19 protein-coding genes and 1 riboswitch are annotated in these 21,037 nt (G+C 59.3%); of the genes, 9 read left to right on the top strand and 10 right to left on the bottom strand.

Translation table 11 applies throughout. The features are described from left to right. Window positions 1-118 precede the first annotated feature (118 nt). Window positions 119-241, top strand: a riboswitch (ZMP/ZTP riboswitch). A 36-nt stretch (window positions 242-277) separates the two neighbouring features. The 7 genes from AC1XOS_RS03460 to AC1XOS_RS03430 all read left to right on the top strand — a co-directional run bounded on the left by AC1XOS_RS03460 (window position 278) and on the right by AC1XOS_RS03430 (window position 7,584). Next, window positions 278-1,120: a DUF1559 family PulG-like putative transporter gene (locus AC1XOS_RS03460; protein WP_481960821.1), complete on the top strand. Its 843-nt coding sequence runs from the start codon at window positions 278-280 to the stop codon at window positions 1,118-1,120. 69 nt (window positions 1,121-1,189) lie between these two features. Continuing rightward, on the top strand, window positions 1,190-2,542 hold the full coding sequence (locus tag AC1XOS_RS03455; protein ID WP_481960820.1) for a M14 family zinc carboxypeptidase: 1,353 nt from the start codon (window positions 1,190-1,192) through the stop codon (window positions 2,540-2,542). Window positions 2,543-2,592: 50 nt separating this feature from the next. After that, window positions 2,593-3,684 (top strand): hypothetical protein, encoded by a 1,092-nt coding sequence (locus tag AC1XOS_RS03450; protein ID WP_481960819.1) that lies wholly within the window; start codon window positions 2,593-2,595, stop codon window positions 3,682-3,684. After that, complete coding sequence (locus AC1XOS_RS03445) at window positions 3,684-4,688, top strand: hypothetical protein (protein WP_481960818.1); 1,005 nt, start codon at window positions 3,684-3,686, stop codon at window positions 4,686-4,688. Before AC1XOS_RS03450 ends, AC1XOS_RS03445 begins: the two co-directional genes overlap by 1 nt. Before the next feature lie 86 nt (window positions 4,689-4,774). Beyond that, the gene (locus AC1XOS_RS03440; protein WP_481960817.1) at window positions 4,775-5,146 is read left to right on the top strand and encodes a DUF2089 family protein; all 372 of its coding nucleotides are present in this window, start codon (window positions 4,775-4,777) and stop codon (window positions 5,144-5,146) included. 21 nt (window positions 5,147-5,167) lie between these two features. After that, window positions 5,168-6,661, top strand: a complete 1,494-nt coding sequence (locus AC1XOS_RS03435) for a DUF4097 family beta strand repeat-containing protein (RefSeq protein ID WP_481960816.1) — start codon at window positions 5,168-5,170, stop codon at window positions 6,659-6,661. A gap of 56 nt (window positions 6,662-6,717) precedes the next feature. Beyond that, window positions 6,718-7,584, top strand: a complete 867-nt coding sequence (locus AC1XOS_RS03430) for a hypothetical protein (protein ID WP_481960815.1) — start codon at window positions 6,718-6,720, stop codon at window positions 7,582-7,584. Here AC1XOS_RS03430 and AC1XOS_RS03425 read toward each other — a convergent pair. The 4 genes from AC1XOS_RS03425 to AC1XOS_RS03410 all read right to left on the bottom strand — a co-directional run bounded on the left by AC1XOS_RS03425 (window position 7,552) and on the right by AC1XOS_RS03410 (window position 12,351). Further along, window positions 7,552-8,157, bottom strand: a complete 606-nt coding sequence (locus AC1XOS_RS03425) for an N-acetylmuramoyl-L-alanine amidase (RefSeq protein WP_481960814.1) — start codon at window positions 8,155-8,157, stop codon at window positions 7,552-7,554. The two genes, AC1XOS_RS03430 and AC1XOS_RS03425, sit on opposite strands and share 33 nt — an antisense overlap. After that, window positions 8,154-8,714 carry an RdgB/HAM1 family non-canonical purine NTP pyrophosphatase gene (rdgB, locus tag AC1XOS_RS03420; protein WP_481960813.1) on the bottom strand — a complete coding sequence of 187 codons (561 nt, stop codon included), beginning with the start codon at window positions 8,712-8,714 and terminating at the stop codon, window positions 8,154-8,156. Before rdgB ends, AC1XOS_RS03425 begins: the two co-directional genes overlap by 4 nt. A 21-nt stretch (window positions 8,715-8,735) precedes the next feature. Continuing rightward, a complete protein-coding gene (locus AC1XOS_RS03415; protein WP_481960812.1) occupies window positions 8,736-9,716 on the bottom strand; it encodes a hypothetical protein in 981 nt (326 codons plus the stop codon). Window positions 9,717-9,867: 151 nt separating this feature from the next. Further along, window positions 9,868-12,351 (bottom strand): zinc-dependent metalloprotease, encoded by a 2,484-nt coding sequence (locus AC1XOS_RS03410; RefSeq protein WP_481960811.1) that lies wholly within the window; start codon window positions 12,349-12,351, stop codon window positions 9,868-9,870. A gap of 230 nt (window positions 12,352-12,581) precedes the next feature. Here AC1XOS_RS03410 and AC1XOS_RS03405 point away from each other — a divergent pair, with 230 nt between their 5' ends. Further along, complete coding sequence (locus AC1XOS_RS03405; RefSeq protein ID WP_481960810.1) at window positions 12,582-12,866, top strand: co-chaperone GroES; 285 nt, start codon at window positions 12,582-12,584, stop codon at window positions 12,864-12,866. 15 nt (window positions 12,867-12,881) lie between these two features. Continuing rightward, complete coding sequence (gene groL / locus AC1XOS_RS03400) at window positions 12,882-14,498, top strand: chaperonin GroEL (protein WP_481960809.1); 1,617 nt, start codon at window positions 12,882-12,884, stop codon at window positions 14,496-14,498. Window positions 14,499-14,697: 199 nt separating this feature from the next. Here the strand turns inward: groL and AC1XOS_RS03395 are convergent, their stop codons facing one another. From AC1XOS_RS03395 to AC1XOS_RS03370, 6 genes are all read right to left on the bottom strand, one after another. Beyond that, window positions 14,698-15,093: a hypothetical protein gene (locus AC1XOS_RS03395; protein ID WP_481960808.1), complete on the bottom strand. Its 396-nt coding sequence runs from the start codon at window positions 15,091-15,093 to the stop codon at window positions 14,698-14,700. After that, window positions 15,093-16,445 carry a dihydrolipoamide acetyltransferase family protein gene (locus AC1XOS_RS03390; RefSeq protein ID WP_481960807.1) on the bottom strand — a complete coding sequence of 451 codons (1,353 nt, stop codon included), beginning with the start codon at window positions 16,443-16,445 and terminating at the stop codon, window positions 15,093-15,095. Before AC1XOS_RS03390 ends, AC1XOS_RS03395 begins: the two co-directional genes overlap by 1 nt. A 3-nt stretch (window positions 16,446-16,448) precedes the next feature. Further along, on the bottom strand, window positions 16,449-17,465 hold the full coding sequence (locus tag AC1XOS_RS03385) for an alpha-ketoacid dehydrogenase subunit beta (RefSeq protein WP_481960806.1): 1,017 nt from the start codon (window positions 17,463-17,465) through the stop codon (window positions 16,449-16,451). Continuing rightward, window positions 17,465-18,469: a thiamine pyrophosphate-dependent enzyme gene (locus AC1XOS_RS03380; protein ID WP_481960805.1), complete on the bottom strand. Its 1,005-nt coding sequence runs from the start codon at window positions 18,467-18,469 to the stop codon at window positions 17,465-17,467. The genes AC1XOS_RS03385 and AC1XOS_RS03380 overlap by 1 nt, the downstream gene beginning before the upstream one ends. A 233-nt stretch (window positions 18,470-18,702) precedes the next feature. Then, on the bottom strand, window positions 18,703-18,972 hold the full coding sequence (locus AC1XOS_RS03375; RefSeq protein WP_481960804.1) for a hypothetical protein: 270 nt from the start codon (window positions 18,970-18,972) through the stop codon (window positions 18,703-18,705). 343 nt (window positions 18,973-19,315) lie between these two features. Continuing rightward, window positions 19,316-20,584 (bottom strand): lysophospholipid acyltransferase family protein, encoded by a 1,269-nt coding sequence (locus tag AC1XOS_RS03370; protein WP_481960803.1) that lies wholly within the window; start codon window positions 20,582-20,584, stop codon window positions 19,316-19,318. Between the last annotated feature and the right edge of the window lie 453 nt (window positions 20,585-21,037).

Here is a 21,037-nt window from a genome sequence, read left to right as displayed (position 1 = left end):
CAACTTGTTGCCTTCAGCGAGGAATTTTCAACTCCTCGCCTTGATGCGCCTCTTTTTTGTCCGGCATCCCCTACTCCTTCGTACCAAACCCATCTTTTTAGGTTCTGCGGTATAATTCTTCCGTCGGCGTCACTGGCGCAAAGGTAGGTCGTCTGCACGAAAAAGCAAGCTTACACGGGGAACGCCCCCGAGGGAGCGCCGATAGCACTTTTCTGTCCTGCCGTTCGCCTGGGTAATCGGGACACACTTCTTCTTAAAACCTTTGGAGGTTGACCCTATGCGTCGTGCCTTTACCTTAATTGAACTCCTGGTGGTGATCGCCATTATCGCGATTCTTGCCGCCATTCTCTTTCCTGTCTTTGCCCAAGCCCGCGAGAAAGCCCGCGCGGCCTCGTGCCTCTCGAATCAAAAACAGATCGCCACGGGCCTGCTGATGTACACCCAAGACTACGATGAGATGCTCCTAATGGGCATGTGGGGAACCTCGGCGAGCGGTACGCTTTGCTCGTGGCCCGCGATGATCCAGCCCTACATTAAGAGCACCCAAGTCTTCCAGTGCCCCAGTGCGCCCCGCACCTCAGGCATCACGGCGGGGACGATTGCCAATGCGGCAGGCTGTGGCATTGGGAACGGCTTTGTGGTGACCTATGCCTACAACTACTATCTCGGGGGCAATAACAACGCCAGTGGTGGGGTGATGACCAGCTCGCTTCCTGCCATGGAGCGGCCCGCCGATACGGTGCTCATCGTGGACGGTGCCTCCACCGCCCAGACCGCCGCGTTTGGCAACTCAGATCTCTGGCCAGAGAAGCGCGCCATCAATGCGGTCGCAGGCTTTCCGACAACGGCCAACCGCTTTCCTTACCTCCTTGTTCACTCGGGAAGTAGCCTGATGGCGGGCGCAAATGACTACGGTGCCCCACGTGGTCGGCACAATGGCATGACCAACGTGATCTGGGCCGATGGCCACGTGAAGGCTCGCAAGCTGAGTGTGGACTTCTTCCCGCCTGTAGGCGACAACCGCTATCAAGCGCTCTGCACCCCCGTGCTCACGGGCACCGGAATCGCGGCAGCATCCTGCGCCCCGTGTCTGCTCCCCCAGCTGGGCTGCCAACCGTAGCCCTCCTCCCCCAGCCCCTCCTCCCTAGTTCCCTCCTCCCAAGAGCTCTGGGAGGAGGGGAGTAACTTTATGAAATACACACTTCTTGCTCTCGCCAGCCTCTTTTTCGCCGCACCCGCACTTGGCCTCCCCCAGCCCCTCCTCCCAGGGTTGGCACCCAGAGGGTACCCGGGGGCTGGGGGAGGAGGGTATCAGTCCAATGGACGGCTTTTGACCTTTGCCCAGATCGAGCAGCGGATTGCTGCCTGGAAGAAGAAGTACCCCGAGCTGATCGAGATCTCCGCGCTCCCCGGAAAGACACGCGAGGGGCGTCGCATTCCTCTTGTCCGTATCGGCAAGCCGGGCCAGCCGGAGCTGATGTGGCTCTCGGGGATTCACCCGCGCGAGCAGCAGCCTGCCTACTGCACCCTGCGCTTTCTCGAAGAGGAGCTGGCGGTGGGCTGGAAGAGCCAGCGCTGCCTCTGGTATGTGCCGATGTTCAATGTGGACGGCAAGCTCTGGGAGGAGACGCACAAAGACTGGCGCAAAAACAGAGTGGGAAATGGAGATGGGACGTTTGGGGTGGACTTAAACCGCAACTTCCCTGTTCGGTGGGGCGGTGGACGCGAGATCGACAGCACCTGGAACGACTCAACGGCGCGACCTGGTGCCGATATTTTCGAGGGCTTGGCTGCCCTCTCGGAGCCCGAGAACCAGGCGCTGGATGCGTTTTTCGCGGCGCACCCCCAGCTCCGGGCGTTTATGGACATCCATAGCCCCCTCCGCGAGATTCTTTTCCCCGCCCATAGCATCGCCCCCGATCATGCCCGCTATCTTAAGATCGTCACCGGGATGCAGCAGCGCCAGAGCGACTCCCCCTACTCCATCACCAAGTCAAAGCCAGGGAGCGAGCCCGCGCCGGGCGTGCGGGGTGGTAACTCGGGGCTGACCTACACGCATGCCTACTACAGCTACGGCATCTATGGCTTTAACTTTGAGATCAGCATCCCCAGCAAGGCCAAGGGCGTCGCTGGGCGCTACCCGTCGGAGCGCGATGTCGCCAAAGAGTACGAGACCACTGTCAAAGAGGCCTGGCGCTTCTGGCTGGAGACCGCAGGTGAGCTACCGCTGGCGCAGCGCGGGACTCTAAAGCTGGAGGGGAGCGGCACGACCGACAAGCCCATTACTCCCAATGCGACTCTGGGCTGGACACCGCCGATAATCACCGGCGGCGCGTGGAGTTATGCGGTTCTGACATCGCAAGATCCCGCGATCGTGGTGCCCAGTGAGTACCGTAGCTCCCCGCTTCAAAACCCGTTTACGATCCAGGTGATGCCCGACGCCAAACCTGGCACCTCCGTGCCGATGACCCTGCATCTCTGGGACAGTGAGCGGCGACATAGCACCTATAAATTCCGGCTGGAAGTTCTCAAGAAGGAATAGCACTAAGCTGCCACGAATGCTGAGCTAACTTTTTTGGAGGAGTATTGGAAATGAATCGTTTTATGATCGGAGCCGTTCTCACTCTTATGGTAGCCAGTGGCGCCCATGCGGGAAAAGCGACGGCGGGAATGCGTGTGGGTGCGCCAAGTTTCCGCTCCATGGGCTCACTGACGTTTGGGCCGGAGGGCGTTCTCTTTATCGCCGACACGAAGGCCGCCGCTATTATCGCCGTTTCCACCGACGATACCAAGCCTGGCAAGGCAGCGATGGCGCTGAAGATTGCGGGACTGGAGAAGAAAATAGCGGGGCTGCTCGGCGCGGAGCCCAAGGATATTGTGATCGAGGACATGGCGGTGAACCCTGTGTCGGGCAATATCTATCTGTCGGTCTCGCGGGGGCGTGGCCCTGAGGCGACTCCCGCCCTGGTGCGCGTTAAAGGCGAGAGTGAGGTCGAGCTGGTGGCGCTCGAAAAAGTACACTTCTCCGAAGTCGCACTGCCAGCGGCGCCGGCGGAGGGCACCCCGGGGCGCAGTAATCCTCGGCTGGAGTCTGTTACCGATCTGGCCTTTCAGGATGGGCGCTTACTGGTGGCGGGCCTCTCCAACGAGGAGTTTGCCGCAACCCTGCGCTCGATTCCGTTTCCGTTCAAGGACAGCGCCAACCCGACGAGCGTCGAGATCTACCACGGAGCCCACGGACGCTTCGAGACCCGCGCCCCCATCCGCACGTTTGTCCCGTTTATGATCGGCAAGGAGGCGCATGTACTGGCGGCCTATACCTGCACGCCGCTGGTGCAGTTCCCGCTGAGCGCCATCAAGCCGGGTGCTAAGATCCAGGGCAAGACGATTGCGGAGCTAGGGAATCGAAACCGCCCCCTGGACATTATCGCCTATCAGAAAGATGGGCGTGTGAATCTGCTCATGGCCAATAGTGCACGCGGCGTCATGAAGATCGTCACGGAGAGCATTGAGAAAGCCGAGCCGATCACCGCACCAGTGCCCGATAAAAAAGGCGTCGGCTACGAGACACTGGCCGACTGGACCGGCATTGACCAGCTCGATAAGCTCAACAACAAGACCGCCGTGGTTCTGCGGCGCGACGAGGGCGGCGTGCTGACCCTCGAAACCCGGCCTCTGCCGTAATGCGAGCGGCAGGCCAGAGCATCACGCTGCGCTGGGTAGTGGGCCCAAAAGGCTCCAACCGGGCGAGCGTCGAAGCCTCAGGTCTGTCGAATCCGCAGCCACTCAAAGATCTTAGTGTCTTTGCGGGCGAGCAGCGCGAGACCCCCATGGCGGGGAGCATGGAGAAACGGGGAGCGCTTGTGGTCTTTGTGCCACGCTTCCCATTGCTTCCCGGCACAACCTACTACGCTGTCTCCGGCACAGCCTCTGCGAGCTTTCGCCTCCCCTCCCCGGCGCCATCTGTGCCCACGCGCGTGCTCCAGGTCTACCCGAGTGCCAGCACCCTGCCCCTGAACCTGCTCAAGTTCTATCTTCACTTCTCCGCTCCGATGAGTCGTGGAGACTCGTACCAGCACATTCGCTTGCTCCAAGCCGATGGCACGCCCGTGGATCTGCCGTTTTTAGAGCTTGCCGAGGAGCTGTGGAGTCCGGAGCAGACCCGCCTGACACTGCTCTTTGATCCGGGGCGCATCAAGCGAGGCGTGAAGCCACTGGAGGATATCGGCGGCGCTCTTGCGATCGGGAAGCACTTCACCCTGGAGCTCGCCGCGACATGGCAAGATGGCCACGGAAAGCCACTCGTCGCTCCGTTTCGCAAGCGCTTTCTCGTGACCAAGGCCGACCGCACCCCGATTGAGCCATCGCGCTGGCACATCACACCTCCTAAAATCGGCACCCACGAGCCGCTGATCGTGCGCTTTAACGAGCCGCTGGACTACGCTCTGGCGCAGCGGCTGATCACGGTTGAGAAAATGCAGGGCACAGGAACCCTACAGGACTTTGAGCGCCGCTGGCACTTCATCCCCCAGAAGCCCTGGCAGAGTCGTCGCTATTTCTTAGTCGCCTCGCCGCTGCTGGAAGACCTCGCGGGCAACAATATCGGCAAGGCGTTCGATGTAGACACGTCGCGGCCCTCTCTCCCTTTTCGTAGCGCTCCGGTTCGCCTTCCCTTTTCCCCTCGGTGACCTCCCGCCGCTCCAACCGGCGGGATTAAAATTAACAATATCAATATCATTCTTGACATTATTAATTTTCATGATAGATTATTTTCATGAATCGAAGCCCCCAGCAGTGCCCCGTCTGTGATGAAGCCCTGCGTGTCTCTGAGCTGAGCTGCACGGCTTGCCGTACTCGGCTCTGTGGAGACTTCCCTCCCCCACCGCTCGCGCGACTCTCGGCGGAGCACCAGAGCTTTATCGAGACGTTTGTGCGCTGCCGGGGCGTGATTCGCGATATGGAGCGGATGCTAGGCATCTCCTACCCCACGGTTCGTGCCAAGCTCGATAGTGCCGTCAATGCTCTGGAAGCCACTTTAGCCGATACCGCAGCACCGGAAAATCCCCGTCGCCGTACCATCCTGCGCCAGGTGGAAGAGGGAAGCCTTACCGCCAGTGAGGCTGCACACCTCTTGGCAGAACTTTAGAATTTAGAAAGAACCAAAACGATGTCAAAAGAAGAGAACCTCAAGATCTTGCAGCTCTTGCAAGAAGGCAAGATCACCGCCGATGAAGCCTCGCAGCTTCTTGCTGCGATGGAGAAGCCCACCGAAGCGCCCCCAGCACCAGAACCTGAAAAAGCTCCCCCACCTGTGGGGACGGGGGGGACAGATGACTTTGAGACCGAGACCCTTGCACGGGCGCGGGCCAAGATCGCAGCAGCACGGGAGAGAGTGGCGGGGATGGACCAGCAGCTTGCCGCTGCAGAGGAGCAGATCGAGGAAGCAAAGAAGTCACCCGATCCGATAGGGGCGCTCAACCAGGCGCTGAAGGGACTACCCGGTGCCAAGAGCATCGCAGGAAGCTTCCGGGACTTTGACGCGGGCCGGTTTGCATCCAACGCCGCCAAGCAAGCGCGGAAGCTAAGCAAACAAGTCACGGACTCGATTGGCAGTATTGATATCAATCTCTCGGATATCACGCAAGGCTTCCAGGGCGAGCCGACTCTGGAGCAGGGCTACGAAGTGACATTAAACGTGCCTTCGGGTGGGACGCTTCGCATCAAGAATCCCTTCGGCGATATTACCGTCCAGGGCGGCGACTTCCCCGAGGTGCGTGCGGCGGGGACACTTCGGGTCTGGTCCGCAACTCCCGAAGAGGCGCAAGCGGTTGCCGAGGCGGTGCAGGTCAGCACCGAGAGTAGTGACACCGGGGGCGCAATCACGGTCAGTGGTAGCGTCAAGGCAAAACGCATCCAGCTCCACCTAAAAGTCTTTGTGCCCGCCGAGGGCGTCAAAGTCTCGCTGCTCTCCCCTTCTGGGGATCTCTCGGTGCGGGGCATTAAGGCGGCTGCCGTCACTGCCACCCAGGCGGGCGACATTCACCTGGCCGAGATTGCAGGCGATGTGGCAGCAGAGACCACGGCAGGCAATATCGGAATCGAGGGCGTGCTAGGCTCTGTCAGTGCTCGAACAACCTCCGGAGACATTCAGGCCATTCGACTCGATGGCGCAAGCTTCAAGGGCGAGAGTCAGAGCGGCGATATCTCCCTCAACGAGGCAATTGTCCCCGTGATTACTCTCTCTGCCGTTTCGGGGGACAGCACCCTGTGTGGGGTGAGCTGCACTCGGCTGAGTGTCCGCACGGTCTCGGGAGACACTAAGATTCAGGAGTGCGACTTTGACGAAGAAGCGCTTCTGGACAGCATCTCCGGGAGCCTGAGCTTTGCCCCTCGTGCAAGCCTGGTTAAAGGTAAGCTGGTGCTCTCGACCATCAGCGGCGATACGCACCTGACACTTCCCTATAAAACCAACGCTGTCCTCGAAGCGCGTAGCAAGAGCGGTGAGCTTCGTGGCAAGGTCCGGGGAAGCGATGGTAGCCTGCGAGAGATCCGGGGTGCTGGGATGAGTATTGTCAGCGAGTCTATCGGGGAGGGCACCGGGGCGATGCTCGTGCTCTCGTCGGTGAGTGGCGATATCAAGCTAGAGCAAGCCGAGGGCTAAAAAACCATTAATTCCCACCGTGTGGGGCATTCTTTGCCCCACCAAACATCTAGGGCATGAACTCTCATGCCCTTCACTTTCCTCTGGGCCTTGCTCTAGCTCTCACGCTCCTCGCTCCCTCTGCTTTTGCACAGTCCCGTACTAACTTATTCTTCGACCTGAGTAGCTTCACGGGTCAGAGTAGCGCAGATCTTAATAGCACCAGCGGTGGCCTTCTCTCGGGACTGACTTTCCAGACCTTCAATGGCACGCAGCTGGAGACGGTCCAGAGCGGAGCGGGGCTTCTCAAGACCCAGTACGGCAAGTCGGGGCAAACCGGTTTCGATCTTAGCCGTAGCGACTGGTTCTACACCCTCTGCGTCGAGCCCACAGCCTGGCTTGTTAACGGTGCCAGCAACGACCTTGGCACAACCAAGGGGTTTATGCAGCCCTGGAGCAGCACGCCTGACCCTAAAGCAAGCGATACGCTCGCGCTCCTCTACCACAACTACGCCAACCGCAACCCCGCCGATCCCAGTAGCCCTCAGGTTGCCAACACTCTTGGAGAGCAAGCTGGGCTTCAGCTTGCCTTCTGGGAGATTGTCAATGACTTCGACTCTAGCAAAGCCAACTTCGGGCTTGACCTGAGCCAGGGGCTGTTTAACTTTAAGCTCAACTACGCCGATGGCTCCGTCAACCGTCAGGAGCTTATTGACAGTGCCGACGGCTACCTAACCTATGCGAAAGACACTCTCAAGAGTGGCAAAGACATCAGTGGCTATCAGGCGCAGTACTTCCAAGTGGACAACACCGTAGACTCGAAAGGCAACCTGAAGGGACAAGACGTGGTCGGTGGCCAGAGCATCCCTGAACCGGACACACTTGCCCTTGCGCTCCTGGGGCTAATTCCCCTAGCCGCACGCCGCCGCAACGCCCGCCGCTAGTGCCTGCGCCATCTGATCTTGGCCCTTCTCCGAGGTGAGAAAGGCCTCATCTTTGGCGTTGCTCAGGACACACATCTCGACGAGCACCACCGGCACTTGCGACCAGATCGAGCCGGTGAGTGCGCCTTGCTTGCCTCCCACAAAAGTTCTCACATCAGGCTGGCAGCCGTTATCCCGTAGAGCGCCTTTAAGCCCGACGGCAAGCGCAGCATGGAACTTTGGAGCCTTTTCTTTACAGGCCACGATCACGCTCCCACTTGGGCCACGCTTGCCGGTGGAGTCGGTGCCTTGGCGGTCGGGAAAATACGTCCAGAAACCCGTGCCGCCCTCCGAGTCGCAGTGGAGGCGGACGTGAAGATCGGCACCAAAGGCGTTGGCAATCTCGGCGCGCTTGCGGTTCTTGACAAACTCTCTCTCACGGGACTTGGTGAGCTTCGTCTCATGCCCGGCGGCCTTTAAAATCGCCTCTAAGCGCTTGGCCACCAGCCACGCAGCGCGCATCTCTGTAAGCTTCTTGCCGCGGGTTCCCTCCCCTACCTCCGACGGATGGCCAGGATCAATGCAGATCTTCATAGAGCCTCTTTCAGTACCCGTGCGGCCACGCCACGGTGGCTGCGGGCATGTTTTTCTTCGGTACTAATCTCACCCACCGTCTGCGCGTAGTCGGGCTCTACCAGAAAGATCGGGTCGTAGCCAAAGCCATTGGTACCACGAGGCTCCCCTGCGATGCGCCCCGCAAAAGTGCCTTCGGACTCCGCCAAGATCGTGCCATCGGGAGCCATCAGGCTCAGGGCACAGACATAGCGGGCGCTACGCTCACCGTCTATTTTTCCGTCAAGCTTTTTCAAGACTTCTGGAATCCAGTTCTCCTCGCTCACCCAGCGGGCGGAGTGCACGCCGGGAGCGCCACCGAGCGCGTCTATGCAAATACCACTGTCATCCGCGAGGGCGGGAAGCCCCGTGTGCAGCGCGGCAGAGAGGGCCTTGATGCGGGCATTTTCGAGGAAAGTCGCGCCCGTTTCTTCGGGGTCTGGAGCATCCTCGGGGAGAGGTAAGAGCTCAAGGTCGGGGAGAAGCTGCTGCATCTCCTCGACCTTGTGGGCGTTGCGAGTCGCCAGAATAATTTTCATCAAAGGCAGTATACCTACCCGCTACCGAACTAGGCGCACATCGAAGCGCTCCAGCGTCCCCAAGCTACGAGCACTCCCTCCCCCTCCTAAAAGCCCGCCCCCGCCACACCAGGCCTCGACCGTCAGTACAAGATGGAGTCGCTCTTCTCGTGCCGGATCTGGCCGATTGTAGCGCCCGATCAGGGACACGGCAGGCCCCTGTGGTCCACGCGTATCCGAGACAGTCCCCCCCATGGGGAGGGATACATTCGCCATCGTACGTCTATCTTCGGAGAGAAGCTGATTCCCTTCGGTAAGGAGCTGCAAGCTAATATGTGTATCGGCTGAAGCATAGCCACCCACTACTGTCGCAGATGCAAAAAAATAGGTGTCGGAGAAAACAGAGGTGACCTCTACCGAACGTACCCCAGCTGGCACCATCAGAACTTGCCCTACAAAAGCCGTTCTCCGCCCCGAATCCATGTACTTGCTAATGAAGGCAGAAAGTCTTCCCTGATCACTTGCCTCACAAGCATCACCTCGTTCGCTCAGTCCCGAAAAACTAAACGGTGCTGCCAGGCGCAGATCGGAGCTTGCGGGGGGAGGGGGCGGAGGGGGCGGATCGTCCTCAACCATCACTCCACCGGGGTTAGGGGCAGGACGCAGCTTCTGGTTCTTACCCAGCGGATAGCGGGAAATCAAACTCTTACTGAGACCTGAGGCATTGAAGCGATTCTGGGCAGCCGAGAAGAACGAGGCATTTTTCTGTTTAAACTCGGTAAGTTTTTGTTCTTGCTGCTTGGGGTCACTGAGGCCAAAGATCAGCTTCAGCTCATCGTTGAGCTTCTTGGGATCTATCCCTTGCTCTTTGAAAAGGCCCTGAAGCTGGCCCTGGAAGTCTGCATTTGTGCGCTGAAGCACGGCAAGCCGCTGGTCTGAGAGCTGCTTTTGGGGAGCGGAGAGCTGGGGCAGTGCTTTTACATAGCTTGTCTTAAGAATAGAGAGATTCTGTTTTGTCAACAAAGGATTACTTTTTGACTTGTCAACCTGGTGCATTTGGAGTTCCTCCTCGTTTCTTTTTCTCCAACGGCACATATATCACAAATGTGACACAAGCTCTGTTAAATTCCTAACAATCTGGCCCTGCCACTCTAGCAGGGCCAGATTACGGCCCCTACTTCTTCGGGTTCAGAACCTCGTCAATCAGCTTCCACGAATCCGTGATGTGTAGCAGAGTTGCACGGTCTGTGGTCTTGGCTTTTGCGGTAGCCAACGATGCCTGAAGCTCCCCAAGCGCGGCGCGAACCTGCACTTTTGCCTCACCGGAGAGAGGACCCGAGTTGCTACGAGCACGCCGGACGAGATCGGCAGGCAGGCCCGCAGGAAGCGTGGGCGGCGCGGGGGGTGGGCCGAGCTTAGCCACGAGGGCATCCACGTAGGCACGCTGGAGGTTGCGGCGGTAGAGATCCGTGGTGGGCTTGGGCTGTGCAAGCTCGCTGAAGATCCCGTTCTTGAGGTCTGTGAGCAGCTCACTGATCGGGTAGGCCGCCTTAGGAGCCGTCGTCTCAAACTCCACGAGCTTGTTCAGGCGGCTGTCGCTGAGCAGGCCACTGATAAAGCGCCGCTGCTCAGAGAGCACCCGGTCTACCGTTCCCGTTGCGCTGGTCTTGCTGGTGATGTCCGGACGTACCAGAATCGGGCTTGTCTTGAAGACGAGGTCGTTGAAGAGCTGAACGGCGGCTTTCTGACGCGCCTTGGGAACGGGCGTGTAGTTGGGATTGCCACTCTGCCCAACATGGTACTCCGTCTCAGTCACGCCGCCGACAATCGTGAGCACATGGCCTAGCTCCAGCGAGCGCTGGCCCAGAACCTCGTTGTACATCGCGTCCAGATCGGAGAAATCCTCGTTGGACTTGAGAGTCGCCGACGCAAGCCAGCCCAGCGTCCGCTCCAGGTTCTTCATTCCCAGCCGAGTCGCCTCGACCCCGTCGGCCCCAATGTCTTCCGTCTGGCGGCCCGGATCATCGCCGGAGGGATTGCCAAAGCGCAGCATCGGGTTGGTCATCTGCCGATTAGCAATCGCATTAAGATAGGTCTTCTCATCCTCAGATGTCTTCACGCCGGGAAAGACCGAGTAGCCCCACTCCACCGCAAAGTGATCGTACATCCCGATCTTAGGCATGAGCTGGGTTACTTTATCCTCGGGCTGCGCAACATAGTTATTGCGGGCATAGTCCATGATCGAGGGCGTCGTGCCCCACTGCGCGGTCCACTTTGGGTCGCGCAGATTCGCGATAGGCACCGACGAGCTAGCCTTCATGTTGTGCGGAAAGCCCAGCGTATGCCCAACCTCGTGGGTGACCACGTAGGCCAAGAGCTCGCCCGTAAGGTCTTCCGGGAACGGCAGCTTGCGAGCACGCGGGTCGGAGTGGCTCGCCTGCACAAAGTACCAGTTCTGCACCAGGCTCAGGATATTATGGAAGATCTTCGGGCTCCCGTTGAGAATCTCGCCTGTGCGCGGGTCCGAGAGATGGGGGCCATAGGCGTTCTCTACGCCCGAGGGCAGCCAGCGCACCATAGTGTAGCGGATGTCCTCATCGTCGAACTCGGGGTCTTCCTCTTTGCTGGGAATATCGCGACAGACCACAGCGTTCTTAAAGCCCGCCTTCTCAAAGGCCGGGTTCCAGGCCTCGATCCCCTTCTTGATAAATGGCTTCCACTTGGCAGGGATCTCGCTGCCCATGTAGTAGGTGATCGGCTTGACCGGCTCGGAGAGCGCCGCGCTAGGGTCTTTTTTCTCCAAGCGCCAGCGGTCAATGATCGTCACATCTTTGACTTTATTTTCCGATCCCCCCAGCTCTTGATAGCTAGTGGCAAACCAGCCCACACGGCTATCAAAGAGACGCGGTAGCATGGGCTTCTCGGGAAGCATCACGATATTGTGGTTGATCACCACCGTCTCCGAGGCGCCGCCTGCCGGAGCCCCTCCACCAAAGGGGCTAGGAGGAGCGCCGCCACCCGCACGCGTTCCGGTGACTTTCACCAGCACGTTCTGGGGGAAGGACTTCATGCTCTCGATAAAGCTGCGACTAGGATCAAAGCTCGCGCCAAAGAGGCTGGAGTAGATCAGCGGCGAGGCATCTATCACCATAGACTCGCCATCGCCGTAGGACAGAACCGTGTAGATCGCCAGAATGGGCTCGATATTGCCTTTCTCCAGCGCACGCTTCACATCGCCGTGGTTCTCGTTGGCCCGGATTCGGTAGCTCACGCCGCGCATCAGGACTTTATCGCCGCGCTTCTCGAAGCGAACCACGCGGTCTTGCACCTCGGTCTGACCAAAGCCGTAGAACGCCGACGAGCGCTCAAGAGTCGTCACCCACATGACTTCTTTGCCAAGAGCGGACTTGGGAATCTCAAAGTAGTACTTGTCGTCTATCTGATGCGTCTTAAAGAGCCCCGTCAGATCCGACTTCGCCTCTTTGGTGATCACATCGGCGTAGGGCTTGGGCTTCCCTGGTGCCGAGGGTGGAGCGCCCTGTCCCGGCGGTGGTCCACCTTGAGGCCGAGTGCCTTGCGGAGGCGTCGGTGGCTGTGCCAGCACAGCGGATGGCAAGATGAGAGCAAGGGCCGCCGCAGCGGCCAGACGAGAAAACATGCTAGAGTAGCTCCTCTAAAGAGAGATCATTATTTTGAGGCAGCATCCGCCGCCACACTATTATAATCGCTTAAAGAGAAAAAATAATACACCACCCAAAATTACAACTTGTCTTAGGAAAAAGCTTCGGAGAAAACCTCCGAGAATCTCTTGATTTTTTTGCGACAATTGATATAATACCCGTTGGCACTCTGAAGCCAAGACTGCTAATTTTGGAGTGAAAGCAAACTATGACAATTCGACCCCTGGGTGACAAAGTCGTGGTCAAGCCGTCGGAGTCCGACGAGAAGTCGGCTGGAGGGATCTTCCTCCCCGACACGGCTAAGACCAAGCCAACAGAAGGCATTGTGATTGCGGTAGGCAATGGCCGCGTCCTAGACAGCGGCGAGCGCAACGCGCTCAATGTAAAAGTTGGCGATCTTGTTGTTTACAGCAAGTACGGCGGCACTGAGTTCAAGCTCAACAACGAGACCGTGATGATCCTCGATGAGGATCAGATCTACGCGATTAAGTAACGGAAAATAAAAACTATGGCAAGTAAAGAACTGCTTTTTGACGAGGCGGCACGCCGCGCTCTGGAGCGTGGGGCCAATGCGGTCGCCAACGCGGTCAAGGTAACCCTAGGACCTCGCGGACGCAATGTTGTGATCGAGAAGAAGTGGGGCTCCCCCACGATCACCAAAGACGGCGTGACGGTCGCAAAAGAAGTCGAGCTGGAAGATAAGTTCGAGAACATGGGCGCTCAGCTCGTGAAAGAAGTCGCCAGCAAGACCAACGATATCGCCGGTGATGGTACAACAACAGCTACCGTGCTGGCACAGTCTATTGTCAACGAAGGCCTTCGCTATGTCGCCGCCGGTGGCGCTCCCCTCTCCGTGAAGAAGGGAATTGACAAGGCGGTTGAGGTGGCGGTTGCCGCTCTCAAGGCCAATGCAATCCCGGTAGACGGCGAGATGGTCGCACAGGTCGCTGCAATCTCGGGTAACAACGACACCGAGATCGGTGAGATCATCGCCGATGCGCTGGACAAAGTGGGCAAGGACGGCGTCATTACCGTCGAGGAGTCCAAGGGCCGCGATACCACGCTTGAGATCGTCGAGGGTATGCAGTTCGACAAGGGCTACATCTCCCCCTACTTCGTCACCGACACCGAGCGCATGGAAGGTATCTTCGAGAACGCCTTCATTCTCTACTACGAGAAGAAAATCAGCCTCGCCGCTGATCTTGTTCCGATCTTAGAGCAGGTTATGCAGACCCGTCGCCCCTTGGTGATCGTGGCTGAGGATCTGGATGGCGATGCGCTGGCTACCATGGTGGTCAACAAGATTCGTGGAATTCTGAACGTGGTTGCCGTCAAGGCTCCTGGCTTTGGCGACCGCCGCAAGGCCATGATGGAAGACATGGCGATCCTCACGGGTGGTAAGTTCATCACCGAGGACCTAGGCTTCAAGCTGGAGAGCGTCACGCTCGACATGCTAGGCCAGGCCAAGAAGATCGTCGTCACCAAGGACAACACCACGGTGGTCGAAGGCAACGGAGACTCAGACGCGGTCAAGGGCCGTATCAACCAGATCCGCAAGCAGATTGACAACACCGACTCCAGCTACGACAAAGAGAAGCTCCAAGAGCGACTCGCCAAGCTAGCCGGTGGCGTTGCCGTGATCCAGGTGGGCGCTTCCACCGAGACCGAGCTGAAGGAAAAGAAGCACCGCTACGAGGACGCTCTCTCCGCCACACGCGCGGCGGTGGAAGAGGGAATCGTCGCCGGTGGTGGCGTGGCCTTCATCAACGTCATCGCGGATCTTGACAGTGTGGTTGTGGACGATAAAGACGAGCAGGTCGGTGTGGACATTGTCCGCAAGGCCCTGGAGTCGCCTCTTCGCACCATCGCTGCCAACGCCGGGCTGGAAGGCTCCGTCGTGGTCAACAAGGTCAAGGGCCTTGCCAAGGGACACGGCTTCAACGCCCTGACCGAGGAGTACGGCGACATGGTTGGCTTTGGCGTGATTGACCCGGTCAAGGTCAGCCGCTCCGCCCTAGCCAATGCGGCGTCCATCGCCAGCATGATCCTCACCACCGAGACCCTCGTGGTCGAGAAGCCGGAGCCCCCGGCAGCCGGTGGCGGCGATCACCACCACGATCACTAGCCCTCCTCCGGGGAGCCCTCCTCCCCCGCCCCCTCCTCCCAATCCTGGGAGGAAGGGGAAAAGGAGGGGAGATTAAGAAAGCCCTGCGCTCTTTATGGAGTGTGGGGCTTTTTGCGTTTGCCCCACCCGAACCCCCCAAACACAAAAACGCCCCGCGTCTCCAAAGAGGCGCGAGGCGTTTTATATTTTAGCCGGGCCGTTAGTGGTGCGCGTGATGCGCACCGCGCGAGGCGGCGAGCTTCTCGGTGTCGCGGCGGCGCTGGCGCATCGCCTGGACGGGGCGCTGGTCGGCGCAGATGGTCTGCACCCGGTAACCCGCGTCTTCAAGGGCTTTCACGACCTGCGGGACGTACTCAAACTCCAGCAAGTCCGCCCAGCGCTCATCCGACGTCCCATCGCCGTAGCCTTCGCAGGTATCGAAGCCCAGGATGCGCTTGACGGCGGGATAGATAAATACCTTCGGGCCGTAGGTGACGCACCACTCCACGACGATCCGGTCCATCCCCGGCGGAGTGGGGAGTGATTTCCACTCCCGCATCCGCCAGAGGGCTTTGTCGACATCGAATACCGGCTTGTTGGTAAGTGCCTTGTGCATTACAGAAGCAGCTCCAGAGGGTTCTCGATAGCTTTCTTCAGCGCCCCAAGGAACGCCGCGCCATCGGCTCCATCTACCACACGGTGGTCGGCGGAGAGGGTGACTTTCATGCGCTTACGGGCAACGAGCTGCCCGTTCACCACGGCGGCTACCGTGCGCGTGCTCGAAACCGCTAGGATCGCGCCCTCGCCCGGATTCACAATCGCAGCGAAGTTCTCAACCTCCGCGACCGCTCCCAGGTTGGAGATGGTGAACGTCCCGCCCATGTAGTCCGCGGGCTGGAGCTTCCCGGCGCGTGCCTTCTCGATCAGCGGCTTGCTCGCAGCGGCGACCTGGCGCAGGCTCAGGGCCTGCACATTGCGCACCACAGGAACAATCAAGCCATCCTCAAGCGCGACTCCAAAGCCGATATGGTGGTTCTTACTCACCAAGCGCTTGTTGTCGTCGAACTTGGAGTTGACGTTAGGCGCAGCGAGCAGGGCCACAGAAACGGCCTTGAGCAGACAGTCGTTGACGGAGACCTTCACCGCGCCGCCGCTTGCGTTCACTTGCTCGCGTAGCGTGAGAAGCGCTTCCATGTCCACCTCGACGGTGACATAGAAGTGTGGGATCTGCTGCTTGCTCTCCGTGAGGCGCCGCGCGATGGTCTTACGCATGCCGTTGTAGGACTGCACCTCGACCTCATCGGCAATCGCGCCCCCAAGATTGGGAGAGCCAGAGGTTTTAGCCGCCGCCTCAACATCCGCTGCCGTGATGGTTCCCGCAGCGCTGATACTCGCCAGGTTGACGCCCTTGGCTGCCGCAATCGCACGGGCCAGAGGCGAGGCCTTGACCCGAGTGTCACCGCCCCCCCCGCCCCCAAGATTGGGGGAGCCTTCGAGTTCGATGGGATCGCTCAGAACCGATGCCGAGCCGCCGAGTCCCTCGGGCAATTGGCCAACGTAGCTATCGCCGTAGGGTTTGGCGGGATCCGTTACCACGACAACCGGTGCCGCAACCGACACAGATTTAACCTCTTCGCTTACCGTACCCAGGGGGTGCCCAGTCGCCGTCTCAGCGGCGGGGGATGCCACAACCGGAGTGGCGGCAACGGGTGCGCTGCCTCCTGCGGGCGGTGCGCCTTGGCCGATAATCACAACCGGATCACCGACCTTGACCTCAGCGCCCGGGGCGGCGAGGATCTGATGGACAACCCCGGCCTCACCTGCGGGCACCTCCACATTCGACTTATCGGTCTCGATCTCGAACACCGCATCGTCTGCGACTACCGTATCACCGACTTTTTTGAGGAACTGGACAATGACGCCCGCCTCCATTGCATCGCCCATCTTGGGCATGATGATCGCTGCCATCGCTTACTTGCCTCCCAGGCTACGTTTTGCCGCCGCGACAATATCCACTTCCGTTGGGAAGGCGAGATTTTCAAGGTTCTTGGCGTAGGGCATCGGCACAAAGGCTCCCGTCACACGCAGAACGGGTGCGTCTAGGTCATAGAACGCACGCTCGGCGATCTGGGCGGAGATCTCTGCGGCACAGCCATAGAGGGGCCACTGCTCTTGAATGACCACAGCGCGATGGGTCTTCTTGATTGAGGCCAACACCGTGTTCATGTCGAGCGGCAGGAGGGAGCGCAGGTCAATCACCTCGGCAGAGATACCCTCTTTTGCGAGCGCATTGGCGGCTTTCAGTGCCTGAATGGTCATCCAGGAGTAGGCCACGAGGGTGATATCTTTGCCTTTGCGCAGGACTTTTGCCTCGCCGATAGGCACCGAGAAATCAGGATCGTCGGGCACTTCACTGAGGCCAGGCTGGATGGCTTCAAGCTCATCGGGCTTGGTGAAGTACATGCGCAGCGACTCAAAGACCATCACCGGGTTATTGTCCCGGATCGCCGAGATCATCAGCCCCTTGGCGTCCGCGGGAGTCGCTGGGACAACGACTTTCAGACCGGGAACGTGGGCAAAGAGCACCTCAATGGCCTGCGAGTGCTGGGCAGAGAGCTGCAAGCCGACACCGCTGGGACCACGGATGACCATGGGCACCTGGAACTGGCCACCAAACATGTAACGAATCTTGGCGGCGTGCTGGACGATCTGGTCGTAGGCGGGCGTGGCGAAGTCCATGCGCATCATCTCGCAGATGGGGCGCAGACCCGCCATCGCGGAGCCAATTCCCAGACCGACAATCCCGACCTCCGAGATGGGGGTATCCACCACTCGCAGAGGCCCAAACTCCTCTAAAAAGCCCTTCGAGAGCTCAAGTGTCCCCTGGTACTGTGCGACTTCCTCGCCCACCAGAAAGACACGGGGGTCACGGCGCATTTCCTCACGAATGCCCTGCGCCAAAGCATCAATGTAGCGTAGTTTTGCCATTATGCGTAGACATCCTTTAGTAGCTCGTCAGCAGGGGGAACCGGGGAATCGTCGGAGAACTGCACGGCCTCTTTGGCGATTCGCACACCCTCATCATGGATGCTCTGAATGTCGTCTTCGGTAAGAATCCCTTCGGCCAGCAAGATCTCAGCAGCGATAGCAATCGGGTCACGGTTTGCTTTTGCGGCCTCAATCTCAGCTCTCGTCCGGTAGACCACGGTCTGTTTTGCCTCGTCGGCGGCACCGTGCCCGTGGAAGCGATAGGTATCGCACTCCAGAAAGAACGGGGCGGGGTTCTTCTTCATGTCCGCGACGATCTGGCTGACCTCTTCATGCACGGTGACGATATTCTGGCCGTCAATTTTCTTGCGGTTCATGTTGTAGCTGCTCACACGATCCGTCAGATCGGTGTTGGCATGGGAGCGCTCGATACTGGTGCCCATCGCGTAGCCATTGTTCTCCAGAACAAACATCACGGGGACTTTGTAGAGCTGCGCCATGTTCAGGGTCTCGTGGAAAGCGCCCTGGTTCATGGAGCCATCGCCAAAGAAGCAGACCGCAACGGCGGGTTGCTGGCGGTACTTGAGCGCGTAGCCCAAGCCCAGCGCGATCGGGACGTTGCCACCGACAATGCCGTAGCCGCCAAAAAAGCCGCGCTCTGCATCACAGATATGCATCGAGCCGCCCTTGCCTTTTGAGCAGCCATCGTACTTACCACAGATCTCCGCCATCACGGGGCCGGGGGGGGAACCTGCTGCGAGTGCGTACGCATGGTCGCGGTAGTGACCGATAAAACAGTCGCCTGCCGCTTGATCGAGTGCGCCAATGATTCCTACGGCAATAGCTTCTTCACCTGAGTAGAGGTGCAGGTCGCCTCCGATGCCATGTCCTCCGCGCTGGAATGCCCGCAGACACTCCTCTTCAAACTCACGGATGTGCACCATTTGCTCATAGAACCGGCGGTACTTGGCCGCGTCTAGCGCAGCCGTCTGGCCCTTTGCCATCTTATAAAACAGTCTCCTTGCCAGGGGGCGGAGTCCCCGCCCGGCCCATTATACCCCACGGATAATCGGTACTATAACCCTATAACGATAGTGAAAGTTCCGCCCCCCTATCCCGCCGGTTGGAGCGGCGGGACTAAAGAGCGTCGCAGGCTCCGCTACAAAGCCCCCCTCTAAAGGATACCCGGCCCAGAAAATTCGGGATGGCCCGAAGCGGCCTTCGTAGCTTTAGCTCTCTAGTCCCGCCGCTCCAACCGGCGGGACACAGGCTCGCCCAGCTCCCGCAGACAGTCCCGCGCCGTTCCCAGTGCTAGAAGAATCGCCACCTGCAAGTCCTCATAGAGTTGATTGAAGCCCAACAGCCTGCGAAGCGTCCGACACTCGCGAGCCCCAAGTTCGCCGGGCTGCAATCGAGGAAGCCAGCGGATGAGAATGGGCTGACTCGTTCGCCACCACCAAAGCCACAGCGGCTCGTTGCTTGGCCAGCCCCCAATTTGCTCCAACAATGCGATCAGTTTTGGGAGTGCTTAAGGCCACTCTGCGCTGGCGAGAAGTTGCTTATCCCGTAGCTCGTGTAATGTCCGAACAATGAGGAATTTTCGCAAAACACGAAGCACCGCCAAGCTCAACCCGACGATAATCCCTATGAGACATAAGGTCAAGAAGAGGTTAACGAAACGCGATTCGCCATACTTACCCTGGACAAAAAGATAGAAGCCCCCCCATAAAGAGCATCCCTACACCGAGAGTGACTCGCTGGCACCACACTACTTGGCGCAACCGCTGTGAGTACCAGACCATTACACTATGAATATCGTTACCAGCAAGTTGCTGCTTTTGTCGCTTCACCTAGCTGCTCCGTAGCTCAGTGAAGATGCGCTTTTCGGCTTCTTTGGCAACCGCACGTACCTCGGCGCGGCGGGCGGCTTTGTAGGCGGCGAGTCGGTCTCCTAGGTTGATGGGCTCCGGCAGGCGGACGCGGGCGCGGCGGGGGCCGGTGAGCAGAGACTTGCCAAAGCACTCACGCTCCAGACGAACCAGCATGTCAAAGAGGCGCTCCGGAGTGGGGTCTTCTCGGACGTAGCCATCGTAGACCGCGATCCAGTTGGCGATGCGGTCCAGATCACGCAGGAGGGGTCGGGCACGCTCGCGCTGCAGGCGGCGCAGCTCAGTGTCGTAGGGCGTCTTTACAGAGAGATCGTGCTCGTCCCGAGTGACGATCTCAATGGCGTGAATGAGTGTCCGCATGCGCTCAGGAAGCGTCTCGCCGCGTGGGTCAGGGATTCCCGCCGCCAGCGCGACGCGCTGCAAGATCGCCTCCTTGATCGCCGTGAGCCGGGGGGTGAAGTCCGACTCTAAATCGTCGTCTTTATCTTTGGGCGACGGCAAGCGGTACTCTTTCTCCAGCGAGCGCAACATGGCAAACCCAATCCCACGCAGGCGCTCGTAGGTGCCCGCATCGCTTGGAATCGGGGAGCCGGTGAAGTGCTCCAGCCGGTTGAGGGAGAAGAGAATCGGCAGGCGCATGTCGGTGGTGAACTTGTACTTCAGCGCCACGGGCTGGATAAAGAGATTGGCCGTATCATCGTCCTTGCGCGCGTCTTCCAGCGCCCAGAACGCGAGCTGAAAGACGCCGTCGTGAAAGGGCAGGAGCGTGTCGTTCTGGGAGTAGACCTCGCCCTCGGGGAAGATCACCAGCTTGCTGGCGTGGCTGGCGAGCAGCTCACGGGTGGCGCGGAAGCTCGCACGGTCTGCCGTTCCCCGGATCACCGAGTGCGCCCCGAGCCGCTTGATGAGGTGCCCCCAGAGCCCCAAACACGCATCGAAGGCCTCGCGGCAGGCAAGGAAATGGAAGGTCTGCTTGACCTGTGCGGAGAGATGAAAGAGCAGTGCCGGATCAGAGTTCGTCGGGTGGTTGGGCGTCAGCAAGACGCGCTCCCCCGAGAGCGCCCGAAACCGCTCTAATTCGTCTTGATCGTAGTCCACGCCACTGATGCCCAGCACGCCCACAATCGTGTTGCTGCACTTCTGCGCCACCCGGATCACCGAGGGCGTCGGCTTGGCGGCGATAAAGTCAGCGCGCCCCGGGACAATGATCTCAGAGGAATCAGACGACATGGATTATTATAGCCCCTTCGGGCCATCTCCCCAGGATGCTCGCAAGCTCGCTCCGTCCCCTCTTCCCCCCACACTCGTTCCTCGTTGGGAAGAGGGGATAGAGGAGATGCGGCCTTCCTTCCCGCGACGAAGGAGCTTTCCGGGGAAGGGAGGTGGGTGAGTGGTACGAACCCGGAGAGATGGCCTACAATTCGCTCATGATTGAGTTTCCACAAACCTGCGCGAGATTCGCCAACTCTCCCTCCCTGAGCTTCAAGCACTCCGGGCGCGGCTTCCGGGCGTAATAACGCGGGGCACGCAGAAGGAAGTACACTGTGAAGCAGAGCTTCTGAAGACCTTCGGCGCAACCGACTCACTGGCAATACAACATATAGGGAACTGATCGTGCTCGCGACGGTATGAATAGGTTATGCTTCGTGAGTTTTTTTCCTACTACCGCCCCCACCGCCGCCT

This window comes from Armatimonas sp. (genome assembly GCF_964826245.1).
The sequence above is the reverse complement of the archived record's forward strand: the minus strand, read 5'-3'. Positions and strand labels throughout refer to the sequence as shown.

Bases quoted from the DNA above. Each gene is read 5' to 3' on its own strand.
- AC1XOS_RS03440 (WP_481960817.1), top strand. From the start codon at position 4,775: ATGAATCGAAGCCCCCAGCAGTGCCCCGTCTGTGATGAAGCCCTGCGT.
- AC1XOS_RS03425 (WP_481960814.1), bottom strand. From the start codon at position 8,157: ATGAAGATCTGCATTGATCCTGGCCATCCGTCGGAGGTAGGGGAGGGA.
- AC1XOS_RS03395 (WP_481960808.1), bottom strand. From the start codon at position 15,093: ATGCACAAGGCACTTACCAACAAGCCGGTATTCGATGTCGACAAAGCC.
- AC1XOS_RS03385 (WP_481960806.1), bottom strand. From the start codon at position 17,465: ATGGCAAAACTACGCTACATTGATGCTTTGGCGCAGGGCATTCGTGAG.
- groL (WP_481960809.1), top strand. From the start codon at position 12,882: ATGGCAAGTAAAGAACTGCTTTTTGACGAGGCGGCACGCCGCGCTCTG.
- rdgB (WP_481960813.1), bottom strand. From the start codon at position 8,714: ATGAAAATTATTCTGGCGACTCGCAACGCCCACAAGGTCGAGGAGATG.
- AC1XOS_RS03370 (WP_481960803.1), bottom strand. From the start codon at position 20,584: ATGTCGTCTGATTCCTCTGAGATCATTGTCCCGGGGCGCGCTGACTTT.
- AC1XOS_RS03390 (WP_481960807.1), bottom strand. From the start codon at position 16,445: ATGGCAGCGATCATCATGCCCAAGATGGGCGATGCAATGGAGGCGGGC.
- AC1XOS_RS03450 (WP_481960819.1), top strand. From the start codon at position 2,593: ATGAATCGTTTTATGATCGGAGCCGTTCTCACTCTTATGGTAGCCAGT.
- AC1XOS_RS03405 (WP_481960810.1), top strand. From the start codon at position 12,582: ATGACAATTCGACCCCTGGGTGACAAAGTCGTGGTCAAGCCGTCGGAG.
- AC1XOS_RS03430 (WP_481960815.1), top strand. From the start codon at position 6,718: ATGAACTCTCATGCCCTTCACTTTCCTCTGGGCCTTGCTCTAGCTCTC.
- AC1XOS_RS03455 (WP_481960820.1), top strand. From the start codon at position 1,190: ATGAAATACACACTTCTTGCTCTCGCCAGCCTCTTTTTCGCCGCACCC.
- AC1XOS_RS03460 (WP_481960821.1), top strand. From the start codon at position 278: ATGCGTCGTGCCTTTACCTTAATTGAACTCCTGGTGGTGATCGCCATT.
- AC1XOS_RS03435 (WP_481960816.1), top strand. From the start codon at position 5,168: ATGTCAAAAGAAGAGAACCTCAAGATCTTGCAGCTCTTGCAAGAAGGC.
- AC1XOS_RS03410 (WP_481960811.1), bottom strand. From the start codon at position 12,351: ATGTTTTCTCGTCTGGCCGCTGCGGCGGCCCTTGCTCTCATCTTGCCA.
- AC1XOS_RS03380 (WP_481960805.1), bottom strand. From the start codon at position 18,469: ATGGCAAAGGGCCAGACGGCTGCGCTAGACGCGGCCAAGTACCGCCGG.
- AC1XOS_RS03445 (WP_481960818.1), top strand. From the start codon at position 3,684: ATGCGAGCGGCAGGCCAGAGCATCACGCTGCGCTGGGTAGTGGGCCCA.